The organism is Streptomyces sp. NPDC033136 (assembly GCF_055578235.1).
This window is the reverse complement of the sequence record NZ_JBVIPD010000011.1, coordinates 228,517-251,499: the sequence shown is the minus strand read 5'-3', so window position 1 is coordinate 251,499 and position 22,983 is coordinate 228,517. Positions and strand designations below refer to the sequence as shown.

Here is a 22,983-nt window from a genome sequence, read left to right as displayed (position 1 = left end):
TTCCTGGAACACCCTTATGTGTGAAGTCGAGGCCCAAGGAATTCCCCGCCCGCGCGTATGAAAACTACGTTCGTCACTGGAGGTGACCGAACGATGACTGCCTGTGCGATCGAGCCTTCGGCGGGACACGAGGACGGGGACGCCACGCAGGCCCGCTGCACGCTCTCCGCGGACGGTGCCTACGCCGCTCGCCTCGCGTCGGCGGGCGACTGCTGGTTCCCGGAGCGCTGGACCCTGGACGGTCCCGAACCCTATGCGGTGCCCCTGCCCCGCAACCAGCCGGAGGAGCCCGGCACCGAGGTGCAGCCGATGGGCGACGGGCGGGTCCTCATCCACCGGCTGGTGGCCGGGCGGCACGCCTTCTCCCTGCTGTACCCGACCGGGCCCGGCACCGGAGAGCTGCCCCTGGGCGCGGTCGAGTGCCCGGACGGGACCGCCCGGCTGCGGCTGCTGCCGCCCGCCCCCGGCGGGGAGAAGGCGTACGCCCTCGCGGTCGGTCCGCGCGCGACGTCGGTGTGGCTGGTGGCGGGCGGAGCTTCCGGGCCCGAGCGGCTGGCGGAACTGCCCGGCCGCTGCTCCGGCGGGGTGTGGCTGGACCGTGCGGCACGGCTGCTGGCCCTGGACCGGGAGACCGGCGGTCGGACCAAGGCCGTCGTGGTGGACCTGGAGCGCGGCGGGGAGGTGTCGCCGCTGCTGCAGATCGCCGCCGGGAGCGACGACCGGCTGCTGCTCGCCGACCACGACAGCGGGCTGCTGATCGTCCGCTCGGACGCGCCCTCGCCGGGGCAGGACCGCCTCGGCTGGGGCGTTCTGGGCAGCACGCTGCCGGTGCGCTTCCCGGAGTGCCTGCGGCTGCGGGACTGTTCCGTCACGCCGTTCGCGATCCAGCCGGGGCAGATGCTGACGCCGGAGAGCTGTGCGGTGGCGCTGCGGGTGGACGGTCCGGCGGGCAGCTGGGTCGGGGTGTGGCGGCCGGCCGAGCGGCGGGTGCACCATCTCCCGGCACCTCAGGGGTGGCTGGCGGGCACCGGCCTGTGGACGCCGGACGGGGTGCTGCGGCTGCCGTACGCGACGGAGGCCGTGCCGTGCGGTGTGGCGCAGGTGAGTCCGCCCGGGGCCGTGCCGCCGGAGCCCGGGGCCACGCAGGTACCGCGTCCGGAGCCGGACCCGGCAGCCCCGGTTCCTGAACACCCGGGGCACCTCGGAGACTCCGGAGTGTCCGGCGACCCCGGAGTGTCCGGAGGCCCCGGAGACCTCGGAGACCCCGGAAACTCCGGGCACCGCGGAGACCCCGGGCCCCTGGGGGACTCCCAGCCCTCCGGGCTCCCCGGCTCTCCCGAGGAGCCCGAACCGCCCGCCTCGCCGGCGCGGTCCGCCCCGCCTCCGACCCCTTCGACGCCTCGCCCGGTCCCCCTCCAGGAGGCGCCGTTGGGACGCCTTGTAACGAACTAGTGCCGGTTGGCGTGGCCGCCTGGATCCGGGACCCGGGGTGCCGGTTAAACTCACCCGGCTGCAAAAAAGATCATGTTGACGGGGTGAATTCCATCCGATGAGCGACGCCAGCACGAACCAGCCGCGTAATGCCGACGTCCAGCAGACCTCCTCCTCCGGCCACGGCCGGCACCGTGGCGAGGTCTCCACGCAGGACAGTGAGACGGCTCCGCGCGGACGCCACCGCAAGCCGGTGGCCGAGACCGAGCAAGCCGTGACTGCGGCCTGACGGCCCGCCAGTCACCAGACGGCGAACGGCCCTTCCCGCCACGCGGGGAGGGCCGTTCCGTGTCGTCACCCCTGTCGCAGCCCCCATTCACCCCCGTCGCAGCCCCCATTCACCCGTGTCTCAGCCCCCATTCACCCGCACCTCAGACCCAGCCCACCCGGCCTCGGACCCAGCCCACCCGGCCTCGGACCCAGTTCACCCACGTCTCAGCCCCAGCACCTCCGCCGCCGCGAACGTCTCCCCCGCGGGCCGGTCCGCGTAGTACGGCCCGAGGGCGGCGTCCAGTTCGTCGTACGTGAAGGTGTCCTGCTTGCTGTCGAACTTCGCGGCGACCCGCGGCCGTTCGACGACGGCGACCATCCCGCCGTGCACCACGAGAAGCTGCCCGGTAATCCGCGCGGCGGCGGGCGAGGCCAGATAGCCGACGAGCGGGGCGACGTGCTCGGGGGCGAGCGGGTCCAGGCCGTCACCACCGGGCTGCTCGACGCCCGCGAAGACGTCCTCGGTCATCCGGGTGCGGGCGCGGGGACAGATGGCGTTGGCGGTGACGCCGTACTTGCCGAGGGCGAGGGCCGTGGAGGTGGTGAGGCCGACGATCCCGCCCTTGGCGGCGGCGTAGTTGGGCTGCCCGGCGGATCCGGCGAGGAACGCCTCGGAGGAGGTGTTGACGATCCTCCCGAAGACCGGCTTCCCGGCCCTCTTGGACCGCTCCCGCCAGTGCGCGGCGGCGAAGCGGGTGGTGTTGAAGTGCCCCTTGAGGTGCACGCGGAGTACGGAGTCCCACTCCTCCTCCGCCATCGAGAACACCATGCGGTCGCGCAGGATGCCCGCGTTGTTGACGAGGATGTCGAGTTTGCCGAACCCGGCGACGGCCGACTCGACCAGCTCGCGCGCCTGCTCGAAGTCTGAGACGTCACCGGTGTGCGCGACGGCGGAGCCGCCCGCCGCCCGGATCTCGGCGGCGACCTCCTCGGCGGGCCCTGCGGAGGCCTCGCCGGTTCCGTCGCGGTTGGGCCGCCCGTAGTCGTTGACGACCACGGCGGCACCGAGCCGGGCGAGTTCCAGTGCCTCGGCCCGGCCGAGCCCCCGGCCCGCGCCCGTGACGATCGCGGACAGTCCCTGGAGCGGCAGCGGCAGCGGCATGGCGGGGGTCCTCACATCTCGATGCACGTACGCAGGGCGGTCCCGGTCCGCATCTGGTCCAGGGCCTCGTTGATGTCGGCGAAGGGGACCCGGTGGGTGATCAGGCCCGCCAGGTCGACCCGGCCCGCGCGCCACAGGGCGATGGTGCGTTCGTAGGAGCGCAGGACGTCTCCGCCGCCGTACAGGGACGGCAGGATCCGCTTCTCGTCGAAGAACAGCTCGAACATGTTGAGCTGGAGGCAGTCGTCCATGGCCCCGGCACCGACCACGACGAGGGTGCCGCCGCGCCGGGTGGTGTCGTAGGCGGTCCGTGCCGTGGCCGACTTGCCGACGACCTCGAAGACGTGGTCGAAGCCCTCGCCGCCGGTGATCTGCTGCTTGGCGTCGGGCAGTTCGCCGGGGGAGACGGCGCGGGTGGCGCCGAAGCGGAGCGCCGACTCGCGGCGCGCGGCGATCGGGTCGACGGCGACGATCTCCGCGGCGCCCCTGAGCCGGGCGCCCTGGATCACGGAGATGCCGACGCCTCCGCAGCCGATGACCGCCACCGAGCAACCGGCTTCCAGGTCGGCCGTGTTGAGCGCGGCGCCCAGGCCGGTCGTCACCCCGCAGCCGATGAGGGCGGCGATGTCGAAGGGCACGTCGTCGGGTACCGGCACCGCGCAGCCGGCGTCGACGACGACCTCCTCGCTGAAGGTGCCGGTGCCCGCGAAGCCGAAGACGTCCCCGCCGGGGCGCTTGAAGTTGGGGGTGCCCGCGTTCATGAACCCGGCCAGGCACAGCTCGGTCTGGCCGCGTGTGCAGGCCGGGCAGGCGCCGCAGGCGGGCAGCCAGCACACGATGACCCGGTCGCCCGCCTTCACGTGGCCGACGCCCTCGCCGACCTCGAGGATCTCCCCCGCGCCTTCGTGCCCGGGTACGAAGGGCGCGGGCTGCGGCAGCACCCCGCTCATCGCGGACAGGTCCGAGTGGCACAGCCCCGTGGCGCGCACCCGGATCCGCACCTTGCCGGGGCCGAACCCCACCGCCTCGACGTCGTCGAGGACCTCCAGCTTGTCCTGGCCGATCTCGTGCAGTACGGCTGCGCGCATGGTGCGGGCTCCCCTCGTACGGCGTGCAAGGACTCAGGTGTGTTCCACGACGGTGTCGGCGAGGACGGGCGCGTCGCCCCGCTCGGCGGCGCTCACGGCGACACGTACGCAACCCTCCCCGGGCCACGTCCGGATCCGCAGCGTCTCCCCCGGGTACACGACCCCGGCGAACCGGGTGGCGTACGACCGCACCCGGGTCACGTCCCCGCCGAGCAGCGTGTCGACGACCGTCTTGAGCGTCATCCCGTAGGTGCACAGCCCGTGCAGGATGGGCCGCTCGAACCCGGCGACCTTGGCGAACTCGGGGTCGGCGTGCAGGGGGTTCCAGTCGCCGGAGAGGCGGTAGAGCAGGGCCTGGTCCTCGCGGACCGGCCGTTCGACGGTCCGGACGGGTTCGCCCACGGGGGGGTCGAGGCGGGCCGAGGGGCCGCGGTCGCCGCCCCAGCCGCCCTCGCCCCGGACGAAGATCTGGGCATCGTTGGTCCACAACGGGCCCTCGGTGTCGGCCACGTCGGTCCGCAGGACGAGGACGGCCGCCTTGCCCTTGTCGTACACGGCGGCGATCCTGCTGGTCGCGGTGGCGGTGCCCTGCGCCGGGATGGGCCGGTGGAGCACGAGGCGCTGGCCGCCGTGCAGGACCCGGGCGAGGTCGACCTCGATGCCGGGCATGGACAGCCCGCTGGTCACCCCGGGCTTTCCGGCTCCCGCGACGGTGGCGAAGCTCGGCAGGACGTGCAGCCGGGACTCCAGGGTGTAGCGCAGCTCGTCGGGGTCGGTGGCGGGGCTGCCGGCGCCGATGCCGAGGTGGTAGAGCTGCACGTCCTTGTGGTCCCAGGAGATCTCGCCGGTCCGGGGTTCGGCGGCGAGCGCCTTGGCTGCGTCGATGGGCATGGGGCTCCTGATCGCCGTGGGAAGACCTCGGTACGGTCGTCCGCACCGTCGGCCGCACCGAGGCCGTCCGGTTCCGAACTGGAACACGTTCCAGTCCTGCGACTCTGTATAGCCCAGGCCCCCACACTTGTGAAGACTCCTGACGGTACGTCAGGTCAAACGGGCGATGACGTGGTTGCCGGGGAACGACGCGCAACCGGCCGGGACGGCTGCCGGGGAACGACGCGCAGACGGCCGAGGTGGTCGCCGAGCGGGGCTGAGGCAACGCCGGCCCTCGGGAGCGGACGCCCGGCCTGCGGGAGCGGACGCCCGGCCCGGGGTAGCGAACACCCGGTCCGCGGGAGCGGGCGCCCGGCGGCCCGCGGTGGACGCGCAACCGGCGGGCGCGGACGCCCGGCCCCCAGGGCCGCGACGTCCGCGGGGTGTTGGCTGCGTGTACGTTGACCGAGGGGCCGCGCCACACGTCGGCGGCGTCGGCAACGGCTAGGGGAACTGGAGCACATGGCACGCGTCGCCGTCATCACCGCGCCGAACATCGGGTACCGCAACACGGGCATGCTGACCGTCGACCTCGCCTTCGAGTCGCTGCGGCGGCGGGCGGGCGGCGCGTTCGACGCCACCTGGTACACGCTGCACACGCCTCGGACCGTCCCGCTGCGCGACTGTGCGCGGGGCGCCGGGTTCCCGTTCGACTTCCGTCCGCTGGCCGAGCACCTCGACACGCTCCGCGATCACGACGCGGTCGTCTTCTGGGGCGACTTCCTCCACACCCGCCACTACCTGGCGCAGGACGCGACGAACCGCCTGACGGACTTCGGGATCGCCGCGGACCGGGACGCCGCCCGGAGCCTGCTGAACCGGACCCTGCTGTTCGCGGACCAGCCGGACGAACTCCTCGCCAGGACCCTCAGCTACGGCGGGACCATCCTGCACAACACGCAGTCCGACTACGAGGACAAGGAGTACGGTCCGCTCTTCTCCCGCCTGGTGAGGAAGAGCCGGCGGGTCTGGGTGCGGGACCCGCTCTCCGCGGCGAAGATCGCGCACCTGCGCGGGGACCGTACGACCGACTACTTCGGCTCGGACGCGGCGCTGCTGAACCGCCCGGGCGACCTCGACCACCTCCCGACCACGCAGTGGTCCCGGTCGGTTCCGGACGGCGGGGCGATCGGCGTGTTCCTCGGCGCCCGTACGCCGGTCCCCGACTGGCTGCCCGCATTCTGCCAGGGCCTCTCCGACCGCCTGGGCGCACCGCTGGAGTGGCTGCCCTGGTTCGACCGGGACGTCCCCGCCCCGGTCGGTCACATCGCGGCCCGCCCGGGCGCGCACACCATCGGCGACCTGGTGGGGGTCCTCCCCCGCTACCGGCTGGTCATCACGGACACGTACCACCTGGCCGTCAACGCGTGGGGCGCCGGCACCCCGGCGGTGTGCGTCGGCGCGCCCGAGCCGACCCCGAAGACGCACGACGACTACCTGACGCTGAGCGATGTGAAGAAGCACGTCTTCCACATGGCGTACGACGCGACGGACTTCTACCTGTCCACCCGGGAGGGGCAGGAGCAGGAGGCCGAGGCCGACCGGATCGTCCACCTGGTGGAGGGCGGCGGAGCGGACGCCGTCGCGGCGCGCATCCGCGAGCACGCCGACCACTCGGCGGCGGCCTTCACGCGGACACTGGCCTCAGTACTCGGCTAACCCCGCCCCGCCCACCCCGACCGCCCCGACCGCCCCGCTCGCCCCGCCCCGGGCCCGTGACGGCATCCGCCGACGGCGCGGCGGTCGTCGTCGGCATCGACGCCCGGCTCCGCCTCTCGGAGCCCCCGGTCCGCACCCAGCTCTCCCCCGCCGTCGGCACGACAGGCAGCACCCTCAATCGCGGGGAGGCCCTACGCGAGGCCCGCCGTCAAGGCCCCGCCGGGGCCGGTTCCGAGTCCCGCGTCCGCCGGAAGAGGGCGGTCCACAGGAAGGACTCCCCGAACCGCTCCGACTCCTCCGGCTCGTCCCGCATCCGCCGCAGTTCGACCTCGCTCAGCCCGGAGAAGATCCCCCGCAACGCCTCGGGCGTGTAGGCGAGGCCGCCCCGCAGTCCGCCGCCCTCGCGGTAGAGGTCCGCGTCGGACACCTCCGCCCCCATCCCGCCGTCCCCGGCGGCGAAACACGTGAGGCCGAACAGGCCCCCGGGCGCCAGGACCCCCTCCAGCAGGGTCAGGTAGCTGACGCGGCGGTGCGGGGGCAGGTGGTGGAAGCAGCCGGAGTCGTAGACGAGGTCGTACGGTCCGGTGAGGTCCCCACCGGCGAGGGCGAAGGCGTCCCCGCAGTGGAACCGCACGCCCTCGGCACCGGCTTCACGGGCCCGCTCCCGGGCCCACTCGACGGCCACCGGCGCGAGGTCGACCGCGTCGACCTCGAACCCGAGCGCCGCCAGGTACAGCGCGTTGCGCCCCGGGCCGCACCCCAGTTCGAGCGCACGCCGCCCGCCGATCAGCCCGTTGTCCGCCCAACTCACCAGGTTCTCGTCCGGTTTCGCCACGAAGAACGGCACCGGCCGGGAGCGGTCGGCGTAGAAGCCGTCCCACCAGTCGGCTCCGCGCTCCGTCCACCGGTCGGCGTCGGGCGTGAAGAGCCCGTCGAGCAGGGCGAGTACATCGTCGACGGTGCGTATGTTCCGGTCCATCCGGCCCCCTTCCGCGTCCCCCAACCCTAGGCCGAGGGGGATCGAAACGCCAGGTCAGAGGGGGTTGGCGGGCGTGATCGGGAGGCGCTCCACGGCCCGTCGCGCACCGGGGGCGCCGGTCGCCGGAGGACCACCCCACCCCTGCCCCGAAACGCCTTCGGCGCGCCGTCCAGGGGCCGTCACGCGGCGGTTCGGGACCACGCGTCAGGCGTTCTTCTGGCCCGCGTCGGCGGCCCTACCGCTCCCCCGTCCTGCGGGGCAGCCAGACCCACATCAGCAGCACTCCCGCTCCCAGCACCGCGGCGGCCACCCGGAAGGCCAGCGCGTAGCCCTCCGTCAGTGCCTGTGGTGTGGCGCTGCCGGCCGAACGAGCCGCCGCCAGGGTCGAGAGGACGGCCAGGCCGAGTGAACCCCCCATCGTGCGGGAGGTGTTGACGAGGCCGGAGACCAGTCCGGCCTCCTCGGGCGCCGCCCCGGACGTGGCCAGGGAGGCGAGCGGGGTCGCCGCCAGGCCCGCGCCGAGCATCATGAGGATGCCGGGGAAGAGGATCGCCGTGGCGTAGGAACCGTGGGAGGTCATCGTGGACTGCCAGGCGAAGCCCGCCACCGCGACCAGCGTGCCGAGCGCCGCCACGTTGCGCGGGCCGACCGTCGGCATCAGCCGGGGCGCGAGCTTGGAGCCGAGGATGACGGCGACGGAGCTCGGGACCAGGGCCAGGCCGGCTTCGAGCGGGGTGTAGCCGAGGACGTTCTGCGCGTAGAGGGTCATGAAGAACCACATGCAGAACATCGCGGAACCGCACAGGAACATCGAGACGTTCGCCGAGGCGACCGAGCGGACGCGCAGGAGTCCGAGCGGCATCAGCGGGCTCGCGGTGCGGGCCTCGACCGCGAGGAACGACCCGAGCAGCACCAACCCGGCGAACAGCGGCAGCAGGGTGGCCGGGGCGGTCCAGCCCGCCGCCTCCGTCTGGGAGATGCCGTAGGCCAGCGTGCCGAGCCCGGCCGTCACGAGCAGCGCGCCGGGCAGGTCGAGCCGCCGTCCGTCACCGGCGCGGCCCTCGGTGAGGAACCAGGCGGCGGCGCACAGCACCACGGCCCCGACGGGCACGTTGATCAGCAGCACCCACCGCCACGACAGCGTCTCCACGAGCAGCCCGCCGACCAGCCCGCCCGCCGCGCCGCCGCCGGCCCCGACCGCCGTCCACGTCCCTATGGCCCGGGCCCTGGCCGCCCCTTCGGGCACCGACGCCATAAGGATCGTCAGCGTCGACGGCGCCAGCACCGCCGCGCCCAGCCCCTGCACGGCCCGTGCGACCAGCAGCTGCCACTCCTCCTGCGCCAGCCCGCCGGCCAGCGAGGCGAGGGTGAACAGGCCGAGCCCGACGAGGAACATCCGCTTGCGGCCGTAGAGGTCCCCGGCCCGCCCGCCGAGCAGCATGAACCCGGCGAAGGCGATGGCGTAGGCGTTCACCACCCACTGCAGGCCCTGCTCGCTCAGCCCGAGACCGGTCCGCATCGACGGCAGGGCCACGTTGACTACGGACACGTCCAGCACGACGAGGAACTGACCGGCGCAGGTGAGCGCCACCACGAGCCACATCGGCGGCGTGCCGCGCGCACGCAGGCGGGACAGACGGGACCGGTGGGCGGCTGCGGGGGCGGGATCTGCGGATTCGAGCATGGGTGCATGCTCTCAACCCGCTTCCGCCCCGTGCATCGGGATATCGCCGGGCCCGGTCCTCGGTCCCGGGACTTACGACCGGGGCCGGCCCTGGCACCCAGGGCTCCATCGGCACGTCGGTGTCGAGCGCCGTGATCGGCATGGTGCTGGCCGGCACCGCGAACACCGTCGGCGGCGTCGAGATCCCGACCATGCACGGCTTCCGCGTCTCCTTCCTGATCGCGACGGGCGCGGTCGCCGTCGGCCTGCTCCTGGCGCTGTTCCTGCCGGGCCGCCGCCCGTCGGACAAGCAGCGGTTGTGTGCCGGCGGCGAGGAGGACGCGGCACTGGAGCGGGCCGAGCAGGTCCTGCGCGGCTTCCAGGGCCGGGTGCCGGCCGCCGACGGCTCCCCGGTCGCCCGCGCCAAGGTCACCTTGACCGACCGCCGCGGTCAGCAGGCCGGCGCGACCCTCTCCGCCGAGGACGGCAGCTACGCCCTCACCGTCCCCGCGCAGGGCTCCTACGTCGTGGCCGCCCGCGCCACCGGCCACGGCCCGCACGCCTCCTCCGCTTCCCACGCGGGCGACGAGCGGCCGGTCGGCCTGGACCTGCCACTGCCGGGCGAGACGGTCTCCGCCTGACCCCGCTCCCCACCCGTCCGGGCCCCCTGTCACCCCCGCGCCGGGAGTACGGGACCATGGGCGCCCGGACCGTCGTACGACCGAGAGGAACCCCATGACCGCGGCCCCGAAGCCCGAGATCCTGGCCGCGTTCGAGGCGGCGAAGGGGTTCATGCCCGTGGGCGAGGGGCTGGCCCTGTACGCGGCGGCGGTGGAGGCCGGGCGGCTCGGGCTGCCGCTCCTGGAGGTCGGCACGTACTGCGGCCGGTCCACGGTCCTGCTCGCCGACGCGGCCCGGGAGGCCGGGGTCAGTGCGCTCACCGTCGACCACCACCGCGGCAGCGAGGAGCAGCAGCCGGGCTGGGAGTACCACGACCCGGAGACGGTCGACCCCGAGCTCGGCCTGATGGACACGCTGCCCACGTTCCGCCGCACCCTGCACCGGGCGGGCCTGGAGGACCACGTGGTGGCCCTGGTCGGCCGCTCCCCGCAGATCGCGGCGATCTGGCAGACCCCTCTCGGCTTCGTCTTCATCGACGGCGGCCACACCGACGAGCACGCGACCGCCGACTACGAGGGCTGGGCCCCGCACGTGGCGGAGGGCGGTCTGCTCGTCATCCACGACGTCTTCCCCGAGCCGGAGGACGAGTTCACCGGCCAGGCCCCGTACCGCGTCTACCTGCGGGCGCTGGCCTCCGGCGCGTTCACCGAGGTCTCGGCGACGGACTCGCTGCGCGTCCTGCGGCGTACCGGGGCGGGCGTCTAGCAGAACGGCTGGGCGGGTGAACCGCGCGCGCCTCACCCCCTCCCGGTCGGCCCACGGGCGGCGTGGCGCGTCGTTCGGGCGACCGCCGCTGCCCAAGGATCCGGGCGCGTGGCACACACCTTCGCAGAGCTCGTCGAGAAGCAGCGCGCGGCGGACGAGGCGTACGCCCGTGTACGTCACCTGCAGGACGCGTACGGGCCGCCCACCCAGACCACGTGGAGCGGGCGCCAGACCACCACCTGGGAGACGGCCTGGCGCGCCTGGCGCGACCTCGCCCGGGACGTCCAGGCGGCGGTGACGGCGTACGCGAAGCAGGAGGAGACGCCCCGCCAGGAGGTGGAGGCCCAGGTGAAGGAGGCGGTACGGCACGGGGACGGCGGCGGGAACGACGCGTAGCCGGCACCCGTCGGGCCGCGCTCGGCCCGCTCTCCGCCCGGCACGGCCGCTAGGGTGGCAGACGTGTCGTACGCAGGCCCGGACTTCGAACCTCCCCAGCCCCGCCGCTCCCGCCGCGGCCCCCTGACCGTCGCGCTCGCCGCGCTGGTGCCGGGGGCGCTGCTCGGCTGGCTGGCGTACGCGACGGTGGGCGGCTCGGGGGACGGAGGGAACTCGGGGCGGGCGGCCGTACGGTCCTCCCCGCCCGCCGCGGCGGGCGCGCCCTCCGACGACGCCAAGGAGCCGAGCGCCTCCCCGGCGCCCTCCCAAGCGCCCTCGAAGTCCGCGCCCGGCGCCTCCGGACCGCTGAAGGGCAAGGTCGTCGTCATCGACCCGGGGCACAACCCGGGCAACTTCCAGCACGCGTCCGAGATCAACCGCAAGGTGGACATCGGGACGAACTCCAAGGAGTGCGACACCACGGGCACGTCCACCAACGACGGTTACACCGAGGCGCGGTTCACCCTGGACGTGGCACACCGGATGCGCACGCTCCTCGAAGAGCAGGGCGCCACGGTGAAGCTGACGCAGGACGGCGACCGGCCCTACGGCCCGTGCGTGGACGAACGGGCGCGGATCGGCAACGCGGCGAAGGCCGACGCCGTGGTGTCGATCCACGCGGACGGCTCGGGCGCCGGCAACCGCGGCTTCCATGTCATCCTGCCCGGCGCGGTCCACGCGGGCGCCGCGGACACCCGGGCGATCGTCGCCCCCTCCCGCGACCTCGGCGACCACGTCGTGGGCCGCTTCGCGGCCGTCACCGGCAGCGCGCCGTCCAACTACACCGGCGACGGCAGCGGTCTCGTCACGCGTAAGGACCTCGGCGGTCTCAATCTGTCAACGGTTCCCAAGGTGTTCATCGAGTGCGGCAACATGCGCGATAGCAAGGACGCGGCGTTGCTCACCAGCGGCGCGTGGCGACAGAAGGCAGCGCAAGGGGTCTCTGAAGGAATCGTGAGCTTCCTGCGCGGGTAGTCCCGGACCGGCGGATCCCGGCGGACACCCTGATCGGGCTGACGATAGGGTCCTCCTTACGATGAGGGGCCACCTCCGCGCTTCACACCGGAACCTGACGGCGGCATGGTGACAGCGACGCCTCTACCGACGACGAGACGACCTACGAAGGACCTGAAGTGAATATCCGCTCCCTCACTCGAGGCGACGGCGTGGTGATCGGAGCAGCGGTGTTGCTGTTCATCGCGTCGTTTCTCGACTTCTACTCGTCCGACGGTGCTCCGGAGGGCCTGGAAATGCCCAGCCTGTGGGGCAGCGGCCCGGTGCTGATGGGCGTTGTACTCGCGGGCCTCATCGGCGCCGCGCTCGTCGTCGTCGGCCGCGCTCTGACGCAGGCCCCGAAGGTCGCCGGTCTCGAACTCGGCCAGGTCGGCGCCGTCCTCACGGTCTTCGCCGCGTGGAGCGCCCTCGGTAACATCTTCGACCCGGCGAGCGCCAACAACAACTTCGGTAACTCCTCGGACGGTCCGGACGCCGGCATCGGCCTGATCCTCGCCCTGGTCGCCACGCTGCTGATGGCCGCCGCCGCTGTCGCCACCCCCCTCGTCCCGGCCCTCAAGGGCGCCCTCCTCCCGGCGCCCCGCCCGGCCGCCCCGCAGCCCTACGGCGCCCAGCCCCCCGGTGGTTACGGCTACCCGGGCGCGCAGCAGCCGGGCGGCTACGGCCAGCCGCAGCCGGGGCAGCCCGGACAGCCGGGACAGCCCTACGGCGGCCAGCCCCAGCAGGCGCAGGCCCAGCCGCAGCCCCCGGCCGGGGACTTCTCCCCGTTCTGGTTCGCGGTGCCGGTGCCGCGTCCGCTGTTCGCCGAGGACGGCTCGCCGACGCCCATCGCCGAACTCGCCCCGGGTACCTGGTACCTGGCCGTCGAGCAGCGTGGCGCGGCCCTGGTCGCCCAGACGCAGGACGGCCGCCGCGGCGTCCTCCAGGACACCTCGGGCATCCAGCGCGGCTGAGCGCCTTAGAGTCCTTAAGCGACGTACGGCCCCTCGCCCTTCCGGGTGGGGGGCCGTTGCCGTACAGTCGCCGCCGGAGCTGACCAACCGTCAGGTCATGAGCCTGGGAGGCGTCATGCGGCTCGGTCTCGCGCTCGGCTACTGGGGCCGCGGCCCCTCCCCGGACCATGTGCCCCTCGCGCGGGAGGCGGAGCGCCTCGGCTACGACTCCGTCTGGACGGCGGAGTCCTGGGGCTCGGACGCCTTCACCCCGCTCACCTGGATCGCGGCGCACACCTCGCGCATCCGCCTGGGCACGGCGGTCGCGCAGATGGCGGCCCGCCCGCCGACCACGACCGCGATGCACGCCCTCACCCTGGACCACCTCTCCGGCGGCCGCGTGATGCTGGGCCTCGGACTCTCCGGCCCCCAGGTGGTGGAGGGCTGGTACGGCCGCCCGTTCCCCTCCTCTCCGCTCACCGCCACCCGCGAGTACGTCGACGTCGTACGGCAGGTGCTGCGCCGCGAGGCCCCCGTCGAACTGTCCGGCCGCTTCCACTCCCACCCCTACCGGGGCCCGGATGCCACCGGCCTCGGCAGACCCCTCAAGCCGATCACCCATCCCCTGCGCCCCGGTCCGCCGGTCCTGCTCGGCGCGGAGGGGCCGAAGAACGTCGCCCAGACGACCCGGATCGCCGACGGCTGGCTGCCGCTGTACTGGTCGCCGACGCGGCCGGAGGCGTACGGCCCTGCGTTGGCCGACCTGCCCGAGGGTTTCCTGGTCGCACCGCTGGCCCAGGCCCGGGTCTGCGACGACGTCGGCGAGGGCCTGCTGCCCGTCAAGGCCATGCTCGGCTTCTACATCGGCGGCATGGGCCACGCGACCCGCAACTTCCACGCCGATCTGATGGCCCGCATGGGGTACGAGGAGGAGGCCCACCGCATCCGGGGGTTGTTCCTGTCCGGCCGCCGGGAGGAGGCGGTCCTCGCCGTCCCCGACGCCTTCGCCGACGAGATCTCCCTGGTCGGGCCGCCTGAACGTATCGCCGAGCGGCTGGAGTTGTGGCGCGAGGGCCCGGTGACGGACCTCCTCGTGCTCAGCTCCGACCCTCATACCCTGCGCATACTCGCGGAGTTGAACTCCTGAGCGAATCTCCGGGTTTCATCCGGACTTCAGGGGCAATCCGGAAGGTATGTCCCCTCGATATCGCAACGGTGCGACTCAAGCCGGCACGATCGTCGCGGTCGTGGCCGACATCATGGCCCTCATCCTGGGTCTGTGGATCCTGATGTACCTGCTGGACGCCAACCCCGGCAACTCGTTCGTCCAGTTCATCCACGACGCGGCCCGCTGGCTGGCGGGCTGGTCGCACGACCTGTTCACGTTCGACGAGGCGTGGGCCCGAGTGGTCTGCGGCTACGGTCTGGCAGCGGTGGTGTACCTGTTCATCGGCCACGCGATAGCCAATCGGGCCCACCGGCACTGAGAACGCCGCTCGGGGGCTCGTCCTCAGGGGCGCGGGGAACCGCGCGAGCAACCACCCGCTGCGCGCGCCCGCGAACCCGGCGAGCCCCCGAGCGCTCAGGCGCAGCAGTCCGCCTCGAGTCCCAGGGGCAACTGCTCCCCGCCGAACACCGCACAGGTCGCCTCGTGCCCGCCCAGCGCGGCCACGGCGAGCAACAGCGACCCGGCCGTCCACGTCGTGAGTTCCTGCGGCCAGATCGCGCCGTCGTCGAAGACGTACCCGGTCCAGTACAGCCCGCTCTCCGGATCGCGCAGGTGCTGGATCGACTGCAGGATCTCCAGCGCGCGGTCCGATTCCCCCATGGCCCACAGCGCGAGCGCGAGTTCGGCGGACTCACCCCCCGTGACCCACGGGTTGGGAACCACGCACCGCACCCCGAGTCCGGGGACGACGAACCGGTCCCAGCCCTCCTCGATGCGGGCCTTGGCGTCCGCGCCGGTCAGCGCGCCGCCCAGTACGGGGTAGTACCAGTCCATCGAGTACCGGTCCTTGTCCAGGAACCGCTCGGGGTGGTGCCGTATGGCGTGCCGCAGGGCGCCCGCGGCCAACTCCCAGTCCGGTTGGCCTTCTTCCCGTTGCTCGGCGATGGCCAGGGCGCAGCGCAGGGCGTGGTGGATCGAGGAGGATCCGGTCAGCAGGGCGTCAGCGGTCTCCGTACCGTCGTCGTCGCGCCGCCAGCCGATCTGCCCGCCCGGCTGCTGCAGGCGCAGCACGAACTCCACCGCCGCGTACACCGCCGGCCACATCCGCTCCAGGAACGTGTCGTCGCCGGTGGAGAGGTAGTGGTGCCAGACGCCGACGGCTATGTAGGCGACGAAGTTGGTCTCCCGGCCCCGGTCGGTGACATCGGTGAACTCCCCGTCGGCGTAGGCCGCGTACCAGGAGCCGTCCTCGTTCTGGTGCCGGGCCAGCCACAGGTAGGCCCGCTCGGCGGCCTCGTGCTCACCGGCGGTGTCGAGGGCCATGGCCGCCTCGACGTGGTCCCACGGGTCGAGGTGGTGCCCCCGGAACCAGGGGATCGCGCCGTCCTCGCGCTGCCCGGCGAGGATGCCGGCGACGGTCGCGGCGGCCTGCCCGGCGGTGAGGACCCCGGGCAGGACCAGATGTTCCGTCCGGGGAGTCGTCACGTGGCGTCCGCCCCGTTGCCGGAGAGACGCGGCAGGTGCGGCTTGGTCGCGTACGCCACGAAGCTCTTGCCGATCAGCGGGTTCAGCGCCTGCTCGGCGACCCGGGTGGCCAGGGGTTTCTTCATGATGTCCCAGACCAGCAGCTTGTGATACGCCCGCACCGGCAGCGCCTTGTCGTTGTCGACGCCGAACGCGCACTTCAGCCACCAGTAGGGCGAGTGCAGCGCGTGGGCGTGGTGGGTGCCGTAGGGCTTGAGCCCGGCCTCGCGGATCTTCGCGAGCAGCTCGTCCGCCCTGTAGATGCGGATGTGGCCGCCCTCGACCTCGTGGTAGGCGTCGGACAGGGTCCAGCAGACCTTCTCGGGGCCGTAGCGCGGGACGGTGACGGCGATGCGCCCGCCGGGCTTCAGCACCCGCACCATCTCGGCGAGGACGCCCTTGTCGTCCGGGATGTGCTCCATCACCTCGGAGATGATCACGACGTCGAAGGACTCGTCGGGGAAGGGCAGCGCGAGGGCGTCGCCCTCCATGGCCGTGGCGGTGGCGCCCTCGGGGGCCTCGCCGGCCTCCTTCATCGCCGCGAACCACTTGGCGACCTCGCGGATCTCGTCGGCGTTCTGGTCCAGCGCCACGACCTGCGCGCCGCGCCGGTAGCACTCGAACGCGTGCCGGCCGGCACCGCAGCCGAGGTCCAGGACACGGTCGCCCGGGGCGAGCGGGAACCGGGAGAAGTCGACGGTCAGCACGTGGCCCTGCTTTCGGAGTTGACGCCTGCTACATCTGTCGGTGCCGGAGATCCGGCACCTGCCGGGGCCGCGGGTTCGGCACCCGCCGGAGCCGCGCGGCCGGCAGCCCCCGCGGTCACGGAGGCGGCGCCCGCCGGCCTGGCCGGCCCGGCCCCCGTCGAGGCTGCGGGGCGGCCGGGCGTCCGGGGCGCGGTGCGCGCCGCGGAGCGTCCTGCCTCGCCCCCGGCCCGGGACATGGCCTCGCGGTACCGAGCCACCGTTCCCTCCGCGGCCCTGGCCCACGTGAAGTGCCGCAGTACCCGCTCCCGCCCGGCCGCCCCGAGCCTCGCGCGCAGCTCCGCGTCGCCGAGCAGCCGGCCGAGCCCGGCGGCCAGCGCCCCCGCGTCGCCGGGCGGCACCGCCAGGCACGTCTCGCCGTCGCGGCCCGCGACCTCGGGAATGGCACCACCGGTCGTGGCGAGCAGCGGCGTCCCCGTCGCCATGGCCTCCGCGGCCGGCAGCGAGAAGCCCTCGTAGAGCGACGGCACGCACGCGACCTGCGCCGAGCGCACGAGGTCGACGAGTTCGGCGTCGGAGATGCCCTTGACGAACTCGACGGCGCCGTCGAGCCCGTAGCGTTCCATCGCCTGGGCGACCGGCCCCTCGGCGGGACGCTTGCCGACGACGACGAGATGGGCCGCCGGGTGCTCGGTGCGTACCTTCGCCAAGGCCTCGACGAGGTGTACCAGGCCCTTCAGCGGGACGTCCGCGCTGGATGTCGTCACGATCCGCCCCGGCACGACCGGCACGGACGGATCCGGCGAGAACAGGTCGGTGTCGGCGCCGATGTGGACCACGTGGATGCGGTCCTGGCGGACGCCGAGGTGGTCGATGATCTCCTGGCGGGACGTACCGGAGACGGTGAGCACGGAGGGCAGGCGCCGCGCCACCCGCTTCTGCATGCGCGTGAAGGCGTACCAGCGCCGCACCGACCAGCGCCGCTGCCACCCGTCCGCCGCGTCCAGCTCCAACTGCCGGTCGACGGTGATGGGGTGGTGGATGGTGGTCACGAGCGGCGCGCCGACATCGCCCAGGAGGCCGTAGCCGAGGGTCTGGTTGTCGTGCACGACGTCGAACTCGCCGCGGCGGGCGCGCAGATGGCGGCGGGCGCGCAGCGAGAACGTGAGGGGCTCGGGGAAGCCGCCGGTCCACATCGTCCCGACCTCGAGCGCGTCGACCCAGTCGCGGTACTCGTCACGGCCCGGCGTGCGGAAGGGGTCCGGCTGGCGGTACAGGTCGAGGCTGGGCAGCTCGGTGAGGCTCAGCCCGTCGTAGCCCTCGTCGAGGACGGGGTACGGCTGGGCGCCGATGACCTCGACCCGGTGGCCGAGGCGGGCCAGTTCGCGCGAGAGGTGCCGGACGTAGACGCCCTGGCCGCCGCAGAACGGGTTCCCTTTGTAGGTGAGGAGCGCGATGTCGAGCGGTCGCAAGCCGTCGGCAGCGGGGTCCTCCGGGGCCCCGGCCTCCCTGGCCTCAGCGGTCACTCCGGGCCCCCTTCTCCCTGCACTGTCCCGCGAGATTACGCCGGGACGCTAATCTAGAACAAGTTTCAGACTTGATCGTCCGGAGGCTCTGAATCTACCGGCAGGTAGGGGCGCTGTGACCAGTGGATCAGGTGATTCACGCCACGGCCGGTGCCGTGCCATGCTGTGTGATCACTCGTCCTCACGGACGGTCACGGAACGGGACCGAGACATGCCCGCAGAAGCCAAGGTGAGCGCCAAGGTGAACAAGCCGGCCAAGGTGGAAGCCAGAGCCGCGACCGCCGACTCCCCTCCCCTCACGGAGCGGCAGGAGGCCCGCCGCCGCCGGATCCTGCACGCGAGCGCGCAGCTGGCCAGCCGGGGCGGGTTCGACGCCGTGCAGATGCGCGAGGTCGCGGAGTCCTCGCAGGTGGCGCTCGGCACCCTCTACCGCTACTTCCCCTCCAAGATCCATCTGCTGGTCGCCACGATGCAGGACCAGCTGGAACACATGCACGGCACGCTGCGGAAGAAGCCCCCGCAGGGGGAGACGGCGGCCGAGCGGGTCGCCGAGACGCTGATGCGGGCCTTCCGGGCCCTGCAGCGCGAGCCGCATCTGGCCGACGCGATGGTCCGCGCGCTGACGTTCGCCGACCGCAGCGTGAGCCCGGAGGTCGACCAGGTCTCCCGGCAGACGACGGCGATCATCCTGGACGCGATGGGCCAGGAGCACCCGACCCCGGAGCAGCTCTCGGCGGTCCGGGTCATCGAGCACACCTGGCACTCGGCGCTGATCACCTGGCTCTCGGGCCGCGCCTCGATCGCCCAGGTCAGGATCGACATCGAGACGGTGTGCCGGCTGATCGACCTGACCGCCCCGGAACGCCCCTGACACGCCGGGGACCTACGAGACGGGTTCCCTTCGCCGGCATGGTCCGGATCAGGTGATGGGGGTCGCCTTCCGGGCGCCCGGCCTTGCGGCCCTGCGTCCTTCCGGCCTCTCAGCCCTACAGTCGCAGTCGGCACCAGCGGAAGCCGAGGCTTCCGGCTGACGTCGGCTACTCCGGTCGGACTCCCTCACTCGCCTCGTAGGCCTATTTCGAGTATAGAACGCCCATGCGGGAACGTAACCCCTGAGAGCATGTTTTTCCGGGCATTCCAGGATGCCAGGCCAGGGCGACGCGGTTACTACGAGGACCGCCCCCGGGCGCTACTCCTCCGGCGGGAACACCGCTTCCCCGCTGCCCCCGAGCGTGATCACGATCGCCTCCACCGGGCAGCTCTCCGCCGCCTCCAGCACCCGCTCGTTCGCGTCCGTGTCCGCGGCCGCGGGACGCGACTGGCGGGCGGAGTCCAGGCGGAAGCCGTCCGGGGCGTGGTGGACACACTGGGCGGAGCCGATGCACAGGGAGCGGTCGACCTCGACGTGCCACCGGTCGCCCATCGCTACGCTTCCGCCGGCAGGTGGATCATCTTGTGCTCCAGGTACTCGCCGTACCCCTCGGGGCCGAACTCCCGCCCCAGCCCCGAGTTCTTGTAGCCGCCGAAGGGGCCCAGCATGTCCAGGCTGAAGGTGTTGACCGAATACGTGCCCGTGCGGACCCGCCGGGCGATGTCGATGCCGTGCTCGACGTCCGCGGTCCAGACGCTGCCGCTCAGCCCGTAGTCGGAGTCGTTCGCGATCTTCACGGCGTCGGACTCGTCGTCGTAGGGCAGCAGGCAGATCACCGGGCCGAAGATCTCCTCGCGGGCGATGCGCATGGAGTTGTCGACGTCGCCGAACAGGGTCGGTTCGACGTACCAGCCGCGGTCGAGGCCGGCCGGGCGTCCGCCGCCGGTGAGGATCTTGGCGCCCTCCTCCTGCCCGATGCGGATGTAGTCGAGGTTGCGCTGCTGCTGCCGCCGGGCCACCAGCGGGCCCACCTGGGTCGCCGGGTCCAGCGGGTCGCCGACGATCAGCGCACCGGCCGCGGCGGCCAGCGCGTCGGCGAACTCGTCGTAGCGGGAGCGCGGCAGGAGGATGCGGGTCTGGGCGACACAGGCCTGGCCGTTGTTCATCCAGGCCGCGGGCGCGATGCCCGCCACGGCCGTCTCGACGTCCGCGTCGGGCAGCACCACGGCCGCCGACTTGCCGCCCAGTTCCAGCGTCACCCGGGTGAGATTGCGGGCGGCGACCTCCATCACGCGCCTGCCGGCCGCGACGGACCCGGTGAAGGACACCTTGTCGACGCCGGGGTGCCCGACCAGGTACTCGCTCACCTCCCGGTCGGCGGGCAGGATGGACAGCACGCCCTCCGGCAACCCGGCCTCACGGGCGATCTCGCCGAGCAGATACGCGTCGAGCGGCGACTCGGGCGACGGCTTGAGCACCACCGTGCAGCCGGTGAGCAGCGCGGGGGCGAGCTTGGCGGCGGCGACGAACTGCGGGACGTTCCACGGGACGACGGCCGCGACGACCCCGACCGGCTCGCGCCGCACGAGGATCTTCCCCAGCACGCCGTCCCGCCGCTCCTCGTAGGGGAAGTCCCGCGCGACGGTGATCGCCGCGTCCCAGACCATCACCGCGCCGAAGGCCTGGGCGAGGACGCTCCAGGAGTACGGCGAGCCGTTCTGGGAGGAGATCACGCGGGCGATCTCCTCGTGCCGGGCGACGATCCCGTCCTTGATCCTGCTCACGACCTCGATCCGCTCGTCGAGGCTCGTCCGCGGCCAGGGCCCCTCGTCGAACGCCCGCCGCGCCGCCGCCACGGCCCGGTCCACATCCGCCGTCGAGGCGTGCGGGACGCGTCCGATGACCTCCTCGGTGTGCGGCGAGATCACCTCGATGACGTCCTGGCCCAGGGGGTCGGTCAACTCCCCGCCGATGAACAGCTGTCCGTGTTCCACGAGCTCGGTCATGGCCGACTGCCTCCCCAGGGACACTCTCTGACGATTCATCAGATACGCCCACTGATACCAGCCCCGCCCCGAGGAGTCCACGGACCGCACACCACGGGGAGCCCTCCCATGAGAACCTGTTCTAGTTATAGTGACGGGGAGTCGGCGACAGGGGAGTCCATGACACAGGTGACCGACCACCGCGGAGGCGTCCGCTCCCTCCGGGTCCCGATCCCGGACAACCCCCTCGGCCACACGCTGGTGTACGTCGTCGACACCGACCGCGGACCGGTGCTGATCGACACCGGCTGGGACGACCCGGAGTCCTGGGACACGCTCACCCGGGGCCTCACCGCGTGCGGCACCTCGCCGGCCGAGATCCACGGCGTGGTCGTCACCCACCACCACCCGGACCACCACGGCCTGTCCGGCCGGGTCCGTGAGGCGTCGGGCGCCTGGATCGCGATGCACGCGGCGGACACCGCGGTCGTACGGCGGACCCGGGAGGCCCGCCCCGAGCACTGGTTCTCGTACATGACGGACAAACTCGCCGCCGCCGGTGCGCCCGAGGAGCACCTCGCCCCCCTGCGGGCGGCCCGGCCCCGCGCCCTGCCCGGCCTCTCCCCCGCCCTGCCCGACCGCGACATCGCCCCCGGCGAACTGCTCGCCCTCCCCGGCCGCCGCCTGCGCGCGATCTGGACCCCCGGACACACGCCGGGCCATGTCTGCCTCCATTTGGAGGAGACCCACCCCGCCCAACTGCCGGGCCACGGCCGCCTGTTCTCCGGCGACCACCTGCTGCCCGGCATCACCCCGCACATCGGCCTCTACGAGGACCCGGACGACACCACCGTCACCGACCCCCTGGGCGACTACCTCGACTCCCTGGAACGCGTGGGCCGCCTCGCCCCCGCCGAGGTGCTCCCGGCCCACCAGCACCCGTTCCCCGGGGCCGCCGCCCGCGTGCACGAACTCCTCGCCCACCACGAGAGCCGCCTCACCGCCCTGCTGGCCCTGCTCTCCGAGCCCCTCACCCCCTGGCAGCTCGCCGAACGCATGGAGTGGAACCGCCCCTGGGACCAGATCCCGTACGGCTCCCGCACCATCGCCGTCTCGGAGGCCGAGGCCCACCTGCGCCGCCTGGTCAAGCTCGGCCGGGCGGAGGCGGTGCCGGGGAGCGAGCCGGTGACGTACGTGGCGGTGTAACGGGTCCTCCACCTTCCCTTCGGCGGACCCGCACCGGCGCTGAACGTACCCGCCTCATAAGGCACTTGGCGGTGTGCAGAGCCCCCTAGGATGGCCGGACGCAACACTCGCACGGGGAGAGATGCCCATGGGCACCGAACAGGCCGCACGCACCACGACCGGCGGCAGGGCCCTGGACGACCGGTCGGCCGGGCCCATGGTGCCGCGGCTGGTGCTGGGCGCCCGGCTCCGGCGACTGCGCGAGGAGCGGGGCATCTGCCGGGCGGACGCGGGGCACGTCATCCGCGCCTCCTCGTCCAAGATCAGCCGGATGGAGGCCGGCCGCCACGGCTTCAAACTGCGGGACGTCGCCGACCTGCTCACCCTCTACGGCGTGACGGACGAGGCCGAGCGCGCCACGCTGCTGGCGCTGGCCGAGCAGGCGAACACCCCTGCCTGGTGGCGGTACTACAGCGATGTCGTCCCCGCCTGGACCCAGACCTACCTCGGGGCCGAGCAGGCGGCGAGCGTCATCCGCTCCTTCCACGTCCAGCGTGTCCCGGGCCTGTTGCAGACCCCCGACTACGCACGGGCCTCCGTCCGGCTCGCCCACCCGGACGCGGGCGAGGGGGAGATCGAACGCAGGGTCGCGTTGCGGATGACGCGTCAGCGCGTCCTGCACCGGGAGTCGCCGGCCCGGCTGTGGGCCGTGATCGACGAGGCGGCGCTGCGCAGGCCGATGGGCGGCATCCGTGTGATGCGCGCCCAGCTCAAGCAGCTCATCGAGCTCTGCCGGCTTCCGCAGGTCACGCTCCAGATCCTGCCGTTCAGCGCGGGCGGCCATGCCGCGGAGGGCGGTCCGGTCACCATCCTGCGGCTGCCCGGTGGGCAGTTGCCCGACATCGTCTACCTCGAACGGCTGACTACGGCCGTCTACCCCGACCGGCCGGCCGAGATCGAGTGCTACTGGGATGCCATGAACCGGCTGGTGGTCGAAGCCGAGTCACCGGACGAGACGCCGACGACCCTCCACCGGATCCTTCAGGAGACCTGAGGCGTCAGCCTGGAGAC

Annotated in this window: 22 protein-coding genes and 1 pseudogene; 13 read left to right on the top strand and 10 right to left on the bottom strand. The window is 73.0% G+C overall.

The window, feature by feature from the left end; translation table 11 throughout:
* Positions 1-93 precede the first annotated feature (93 nt).
* Entirely contained in the window at positions 94-1,452 is a 1,359-nt protein-coding gene (locus ACZ5TL_RS22315) for a hypothetical protein (RefSeq protein WP_468591845.1), read from the top strand.
* Positions 1,453-1,549: 97 nt separating this feature from the next.
* Positions 1,550-1,720 (top strand): hypothetical protein, encoded by a 171-nt coding sequence (locus tag ACZ5TL_RS22310; protein WP_468591844.1) that lies wholly within the window; start codon positions 1,550-1,552, stop codon positions 1,718-1,720.
* 195 nt (positions 1,721-1,915) lie between these two features.
* Here ACZ5TL_RS22310 and ACZ5TL_RS22305 read toward each other — a convergent pair whose 3' ends face one another.
* The 3 genes from ACZ5TL_RS22305 to ACZ5TL_RS22295 are packed head-to-tail and all read right to left on the bottom strand — an operon-like array spanning position 1,916 to position 4,842.
* Positions 1,916-2,863, bottom strand: coding sequence for a 3-oxoacyl-ACP reductase (locus tag ACZ5TL_RS22305; protein ID WP_468591843.1), 948 nt, complete (start codon positions 2,861-2,863; stop codon positions 1,916-1,918).
* Positions 2,864-2,874: 11 nt separating this feature from the next.
* A complete protein-coding gene (locus tag ACZ5TL_RS22300; protein ID WP_468591842.1) occupies positions 2,875-3,951 on the bottom strand; it encodes a Zn-dependent alcohol dehydrogenase in 1,077 nt (358 codons plus the stop codon).
* Between the two features lie 33 nt (positions 3,952-3,984).
* On the bottom strand, positions 3,985-4,842 hold the full coding sequence (locus ACZ5TL_RS22295; RefSeq protein ID WP_468591841.1) for a MaoC/PaaZ C-terminal domain-containing protein: 858 nt from the start codon (positions 4,840-4,842) through the stop codon (positions 3,985-3,987).
* A 501-nt stretch (positions 4,843-5,343) separates the two neighbouring features.
* Between ACZ5TL_RS22295 and ACZ5TL_RS22290 the strand changes: the two genes are divergently transcribed.
* Positions 5,344-6,540, top strand: a complete 1,197-nt coding sequence (locus ACZ5TL_RS22290; RefSeq protein ID WP_468591840.1) for a hypothetical protein — start codon at positions 5,344-5,346, stop codon at positions 6,538-6,540.
* 208 nt (positions 6,541-6,748) lie between these two features.
* Here ACZ5TL_RS22290 and ACZ5TL_RS22285 read toward each other — a convergent pair whose 3' ends face one another.
* Together ACZ5TL_RS22285 and ACZ5TL_RS22280 are read right to left on the bottom strand one after the other, a co-directional pair.
* Positions 6,749-7,519 (bottom strand): class I SAM-dependent methyltransferase, encoded by a 771-nt coding sequence (locus tag ACZ5TL_RS22285; protein ID WP_468591839.1) that lies wholly within the window; start codon positions 7,517-7,519, stop codon positions 6,749-6,751.
* A gap of 235 nt (positions 7,520-7,754) precedes the next feature.
* Entirely contained in the window at positions 7,755-9,203 is a 1,449-nt protein-coding gene (locus ACZ5TL_RS22280) for an MFS transporter (RefSeq protein WP_468591838.1), read from the bottom strand.
* Positions 9,204-9,238: 35 nt separating this feature from the next.
* On the opposite strand from ACZ5TL_RS22280, the pseudogene ACZ5TL_RS22275 reads away from it, so the two are divergent.
* The 7 genes and pseudogenes from ACZ5TL_RS22275 to ACZ5TL_RS22245 all read left to right on the top strand — a co-directional run.
* Positions 9,239-9,823 (top strand): annotated as a pseudogene (locus ACZ5TL_RS22275) (carboxypeptidase-like regulatory domain-containing protein); the annotation flags it as partial.
* A gap of 94 nt (positions 9,824-9,917) precedes the next feature.
* Positions 9,918-10,568 carry a class I SAM-dependent methyltransferase gene (locus ACZ5TL_RS22270; RefSeq protein ID WP_468591837.1) on the top strand — a complete coding sequence of 217 codons (651 nt, stop codon included), beginning with the start codon at positions 9,918-9,920 and terminating at the stop codon, positions 10,566-10,568.
* A 108-nt stretch (positions 10,569-10,676) separates the two neighbouring features.
* The gene (locus tag ACZ5TL_RS22265) at positions 10,677-10,964 is read left to right on the top strand and encodes a hypothetical protein (protein ID WP_468591835.1); all 288 of its coding nucleotides are present in this window, start codon (positions 10,677-10,679) and stop codon (positions 10,962-10,964) included.
* A 63-nt stretch (positions 10,965-11,027) separates the two neighbouring features.
* Positions 11,028-11,978: an N-acetylmuramoyl-L-alanine amidase gene (locus ACZ5TL_RS22260; protein ID WP_468591833.1), complete on the top strand. Its 951-nt coding sequence runs from the start codon at positions 11,028-11,030 to the stop codon at positions 11,976-11,978.
* Between the two features lie 158 nt (positions 11,979-12,136).
* Complete coding sequence (locus ACZ5TL_RS22255) at positions 12,137-12,970, top strand: hypothetical protein (protein ID WP_468591832.1); 834 nt, start codon at positions 12,137-12,139, stop codon at positions 12,968-12,970.
* A gap of 115 nt (positions 12,971-13,085) precedes the next feature.
* Complete coding sequence (locus tag ACZ5TL_RS22250) at positions 13,086-14,096, top strand: LLM class F420-dependent oxidoreductase (protein ID WP_468591862.1); 1,011 nt, start codon at positions 13,086-13,088, stop codon at positions 14,094-14,096.
* Between the two features lie 46 nt (positions 14,097-14,142).
* The gene (locus ACZ5TL_RS22245; RefSeq protein ID WP_355829879.1) at positions 14,143-14,436 is read left to right on the top strand and encodes a hypothetical protein; all 294 of its coding nucleotides are present in this window, start codon (positions 14,143-14,145) and stop codon (positions 14,434-14,436) included.
* A 95-nt stretch (positions 14,437-14,531) separates the two neighbouring features.
* Here the strand turns inward: ACZ5TL_RS22245 and ACZ5TL_RS22240 are convergent, their stop codons facing one another.
* The 3 genes from ACZ5TL_RS22240 to ACZ5TL_RS22230 are packed head-to-tail and all read right to left on the bottom strand — an operon-like array spanning position 14,532 to position 17,871.
* Positions 14,532-15,602 carry a prenyltransferase/squalene oxidase repeat-containing protein gene (locus ACZ5TL_RS22240; protein WP_468591831.1) on the bottom strand — a complete coding sequence of 357 codons (1,071 nt, stop codon included), beginning with the start codon at positions 15,600-15,602 and terminating at the stop codon, positions 14,532-14,534.
* Positions 15,599-16,348, bottom strand: a complete 750-nt coding sequence (locus tag ACZ5TL_RS22235) for a class I SAM-dependent methyltransferase (RefSeq protein WP_468591830.1) — start codon at positions 16,346-16,348, stop codon at positions 15,599-15,601. Before ACZ5TL_RS22235 ends, ACZ5TL_RS22240 begins: the two co-directional genes overlap by 4 nt.
* Positions 16,342-17,871, bottom strand: a complete 1,530-nt coding sequence (locus ACZ5TL_RS22230; RefSeq protein WP_468591828.1) for a glycosyltransferase family 4 protein — start codon at positions 17,869-17,871, stop codon at positions 16,342-16,344. Before ACZ5TL_RS22230 ends, ACZ5TL_RS22235 begins: the two co-directional genes overlap by 7 nt.
* Before the next feature lie 211 nt (positions 17,872-18,082).
* On the opposite strand from ACZ5TL_RS22230, the gene ACZ5TL_RS22225 reads away from it, so the two are divergent.
* Positions 18,083-18,742 carry a TetR family transcriptional regulator gene (locus ACZ5TL_RS22225; RefSeq protein ID WP_468591827.1) on the top strand — a complete coding sequence of 220 codons (660 nt, stop codon included), beginning with the start codon at positions 18,083-18,085 and terminating at the stop codon, positions 18,740-18,742.
* Between the two features lie 318 nt (positions 18,743-19,060).
* Here ACZ5TL_RS22225 and ACZ5TL_RS22220 read toward each other — a convergent pair whose 3' ends face one another.
* On the bottom strand, positions 19,061-19,294 hold the full coding sequence (locus ACZ5TL_RS22220; protein WP_468591825.1) for a ferredoxin: 234 nt from the start codon (positions 19,292-19,294) through the stop codon (positions 19,061-19,063).
* A gap of 2 nt (positions 19,295-19,296) precedes the next feature.
* The gene (locus ACZ5TL_RS22215; RefSeq protein WP_468591824.1) at positions 19,297-20,748 is read right to left on the bottom strand and encodes an aldehyde dehydrogenase; all 1,452 of its coding nucleotides are present in this window, start codon (positions 20,746-20,748) and stop codon (positions 19,297-19,299) included.
* A gap of 159 nt (positions 20,749-20,907) precedes the next feature.
* On the opposite strand from ACZ5TL_RS22215, the gene ACZ5TL_RS22210 reads away from it, so the two are divergent.
* A complete protein-coding gene (locus ACZ5TL_RS22210; protein WP_468591823.1) occupies positions 20,908-21,933 on the top strand; it encodes an MBL fold metallo-hydrolase in 1,026 nt (341 codons plus the stop codon).
* 127 nt (positions 21,934-22,060) lie between these two features.
* Positions 22,061-22,966: a DUF5753 domain-containing protein gene (locus ACZ5TL_RS22205; protein ID WP_468591822.1), complete on the top strand. Its 906-nt coding sequence runs from the start codon at positions 22,061-22,063 to the stop codon at positions 22,964-22,966.
* The last annotated feature ends 17 nt before the right edge of the window (positions 22,967-22,983 follow it).

What these genes read in the sequence shown, in the direction of transcription:
- ACZ5TL_RS22315 (WP_468591845.1), top strand. Translation starts at nt 94, where the DNA reads ATGACTGCCTGTGCGATCGAGCCTTCGGCGGGACACGAGGACGGGGAC.
- ACZ5TL_RS22310 (WP_468591844.1), top strand. Translation starts at nt 1,550, where the DNA reads ATGAGCGACGCCAGCACGAACCAGCCGCGTAATGCCGACGTCCAGCAG.
- ACZ5TL_RS22305 (WP_468591843.1), bottom strand. Translation starts at nt 2,863, where the DNA reads ATGCCGCTGCCGCTGCCGCTCCAGGGACTGTCCGCGATCGTCACGGGC.
- ACZ5TL_RS22300 (WP_468591842.1), bottom strand. Translation starts at nt 3,951, where the DNA reads ATGCGCGCAGCCGTACTGCACGAGATCGGCCAGGACAAGCTGGAGGTC.
- ACZ5TL_RS22295 (WP_468591841.1), bottom strand. Translation starts at nt 4,842, where the DNA reads ATGCCCATCGACGCAGCCAAGGCGCTCGCCGCCGAACCCCGGACCGGC.
- ACZ5TL_RS22290 (WP_468591840.1), top strand. Translation starts at nt 5,344, where the DNA reads ATGGCACGCGTCGCCGTCATCACCGCGCCGAACATCGGGTACCGCAAC.
- ACZ5TL_RS22285 (WP_468591839.1), bottom strand. Translation starts at nt 7,519, where the DNA reads ATGGACCGGAACATACGCACCGTCGACGATGTACTCGCCCTGCTCGAC.
- ACZ5TL_RS22280 (WP_468591838.1), bottom strand. Translation starts at nt 9,203, where the DNA reads ATGCTCGAATCCGCAGATCCCGCCCCCGCAGCCGCCCACCGGTCCCGT.
- ACZ5TL_RS22270 (WP_468591837.1), top strand. Translation starts at nt 9,918, where the DNA reads ATGACCGCGGCCCCGAAGCCCGAGATCCTGGCCGCGTTCGAGGCGGCG.
- ACZ5TL_RS22250 (WP_468591862.1), top strand. Translation starts at nt 13,086, where the DNA reads ATGCGGCTCGGTCTCGCGCTCGGCTACTGGGGCCGCGGCCCCTCCCCG.
- ACZ5TL_RS22245 (WP_355829879.1), top strand. Translation starts at nt 14,143, where the DNA reads ATGTCCCCTCGATATCGCAACGGTGCGACTCAAGCCGGCACGATCGTC.
- ACZ5TL_RS22225 (WP_468591827.1), top strand. Translation starts at nt 18,083, where the DNA reads ATGCCCGCAGAAGCCAAGGTGAGCGCCAAGGTGAACAAGCCGGCCAAG.
- ACZ5TL_RS22220 (WP_468591825.1), bottom strand. Translation starts at nt 19,294, where the DNA reads ATGGGCGACCGGTGGCACGTCGAGGTCGACCGCTCCCTGTGCATCGGC.
- ACZ5TL_RS22215 (WP_468591824.1), bottom strand. Translation starts at nt 20,748, where the DNA reads ATGACCGAGCTCGTGGAACACGGACAGCTGTTCATCGGCGGGGAGTTG.
- ACZ5TL_RS22210 (WP_468591823.1), top strand. Translation starts at nt 20,908, where the DNA reads ATGACACAGGTGACCGACCACCGCGGAGGCGTCCGCTCCCTCCGGGTC.
- ACZ5TL_RS22205 (WP_468591822.1), top strand. Translation starts at nt 22,061, where the DNA reads ATGGGCACCGAACAGGCCGCACGCACCACGACCGGCGGCAGGGCCCTG.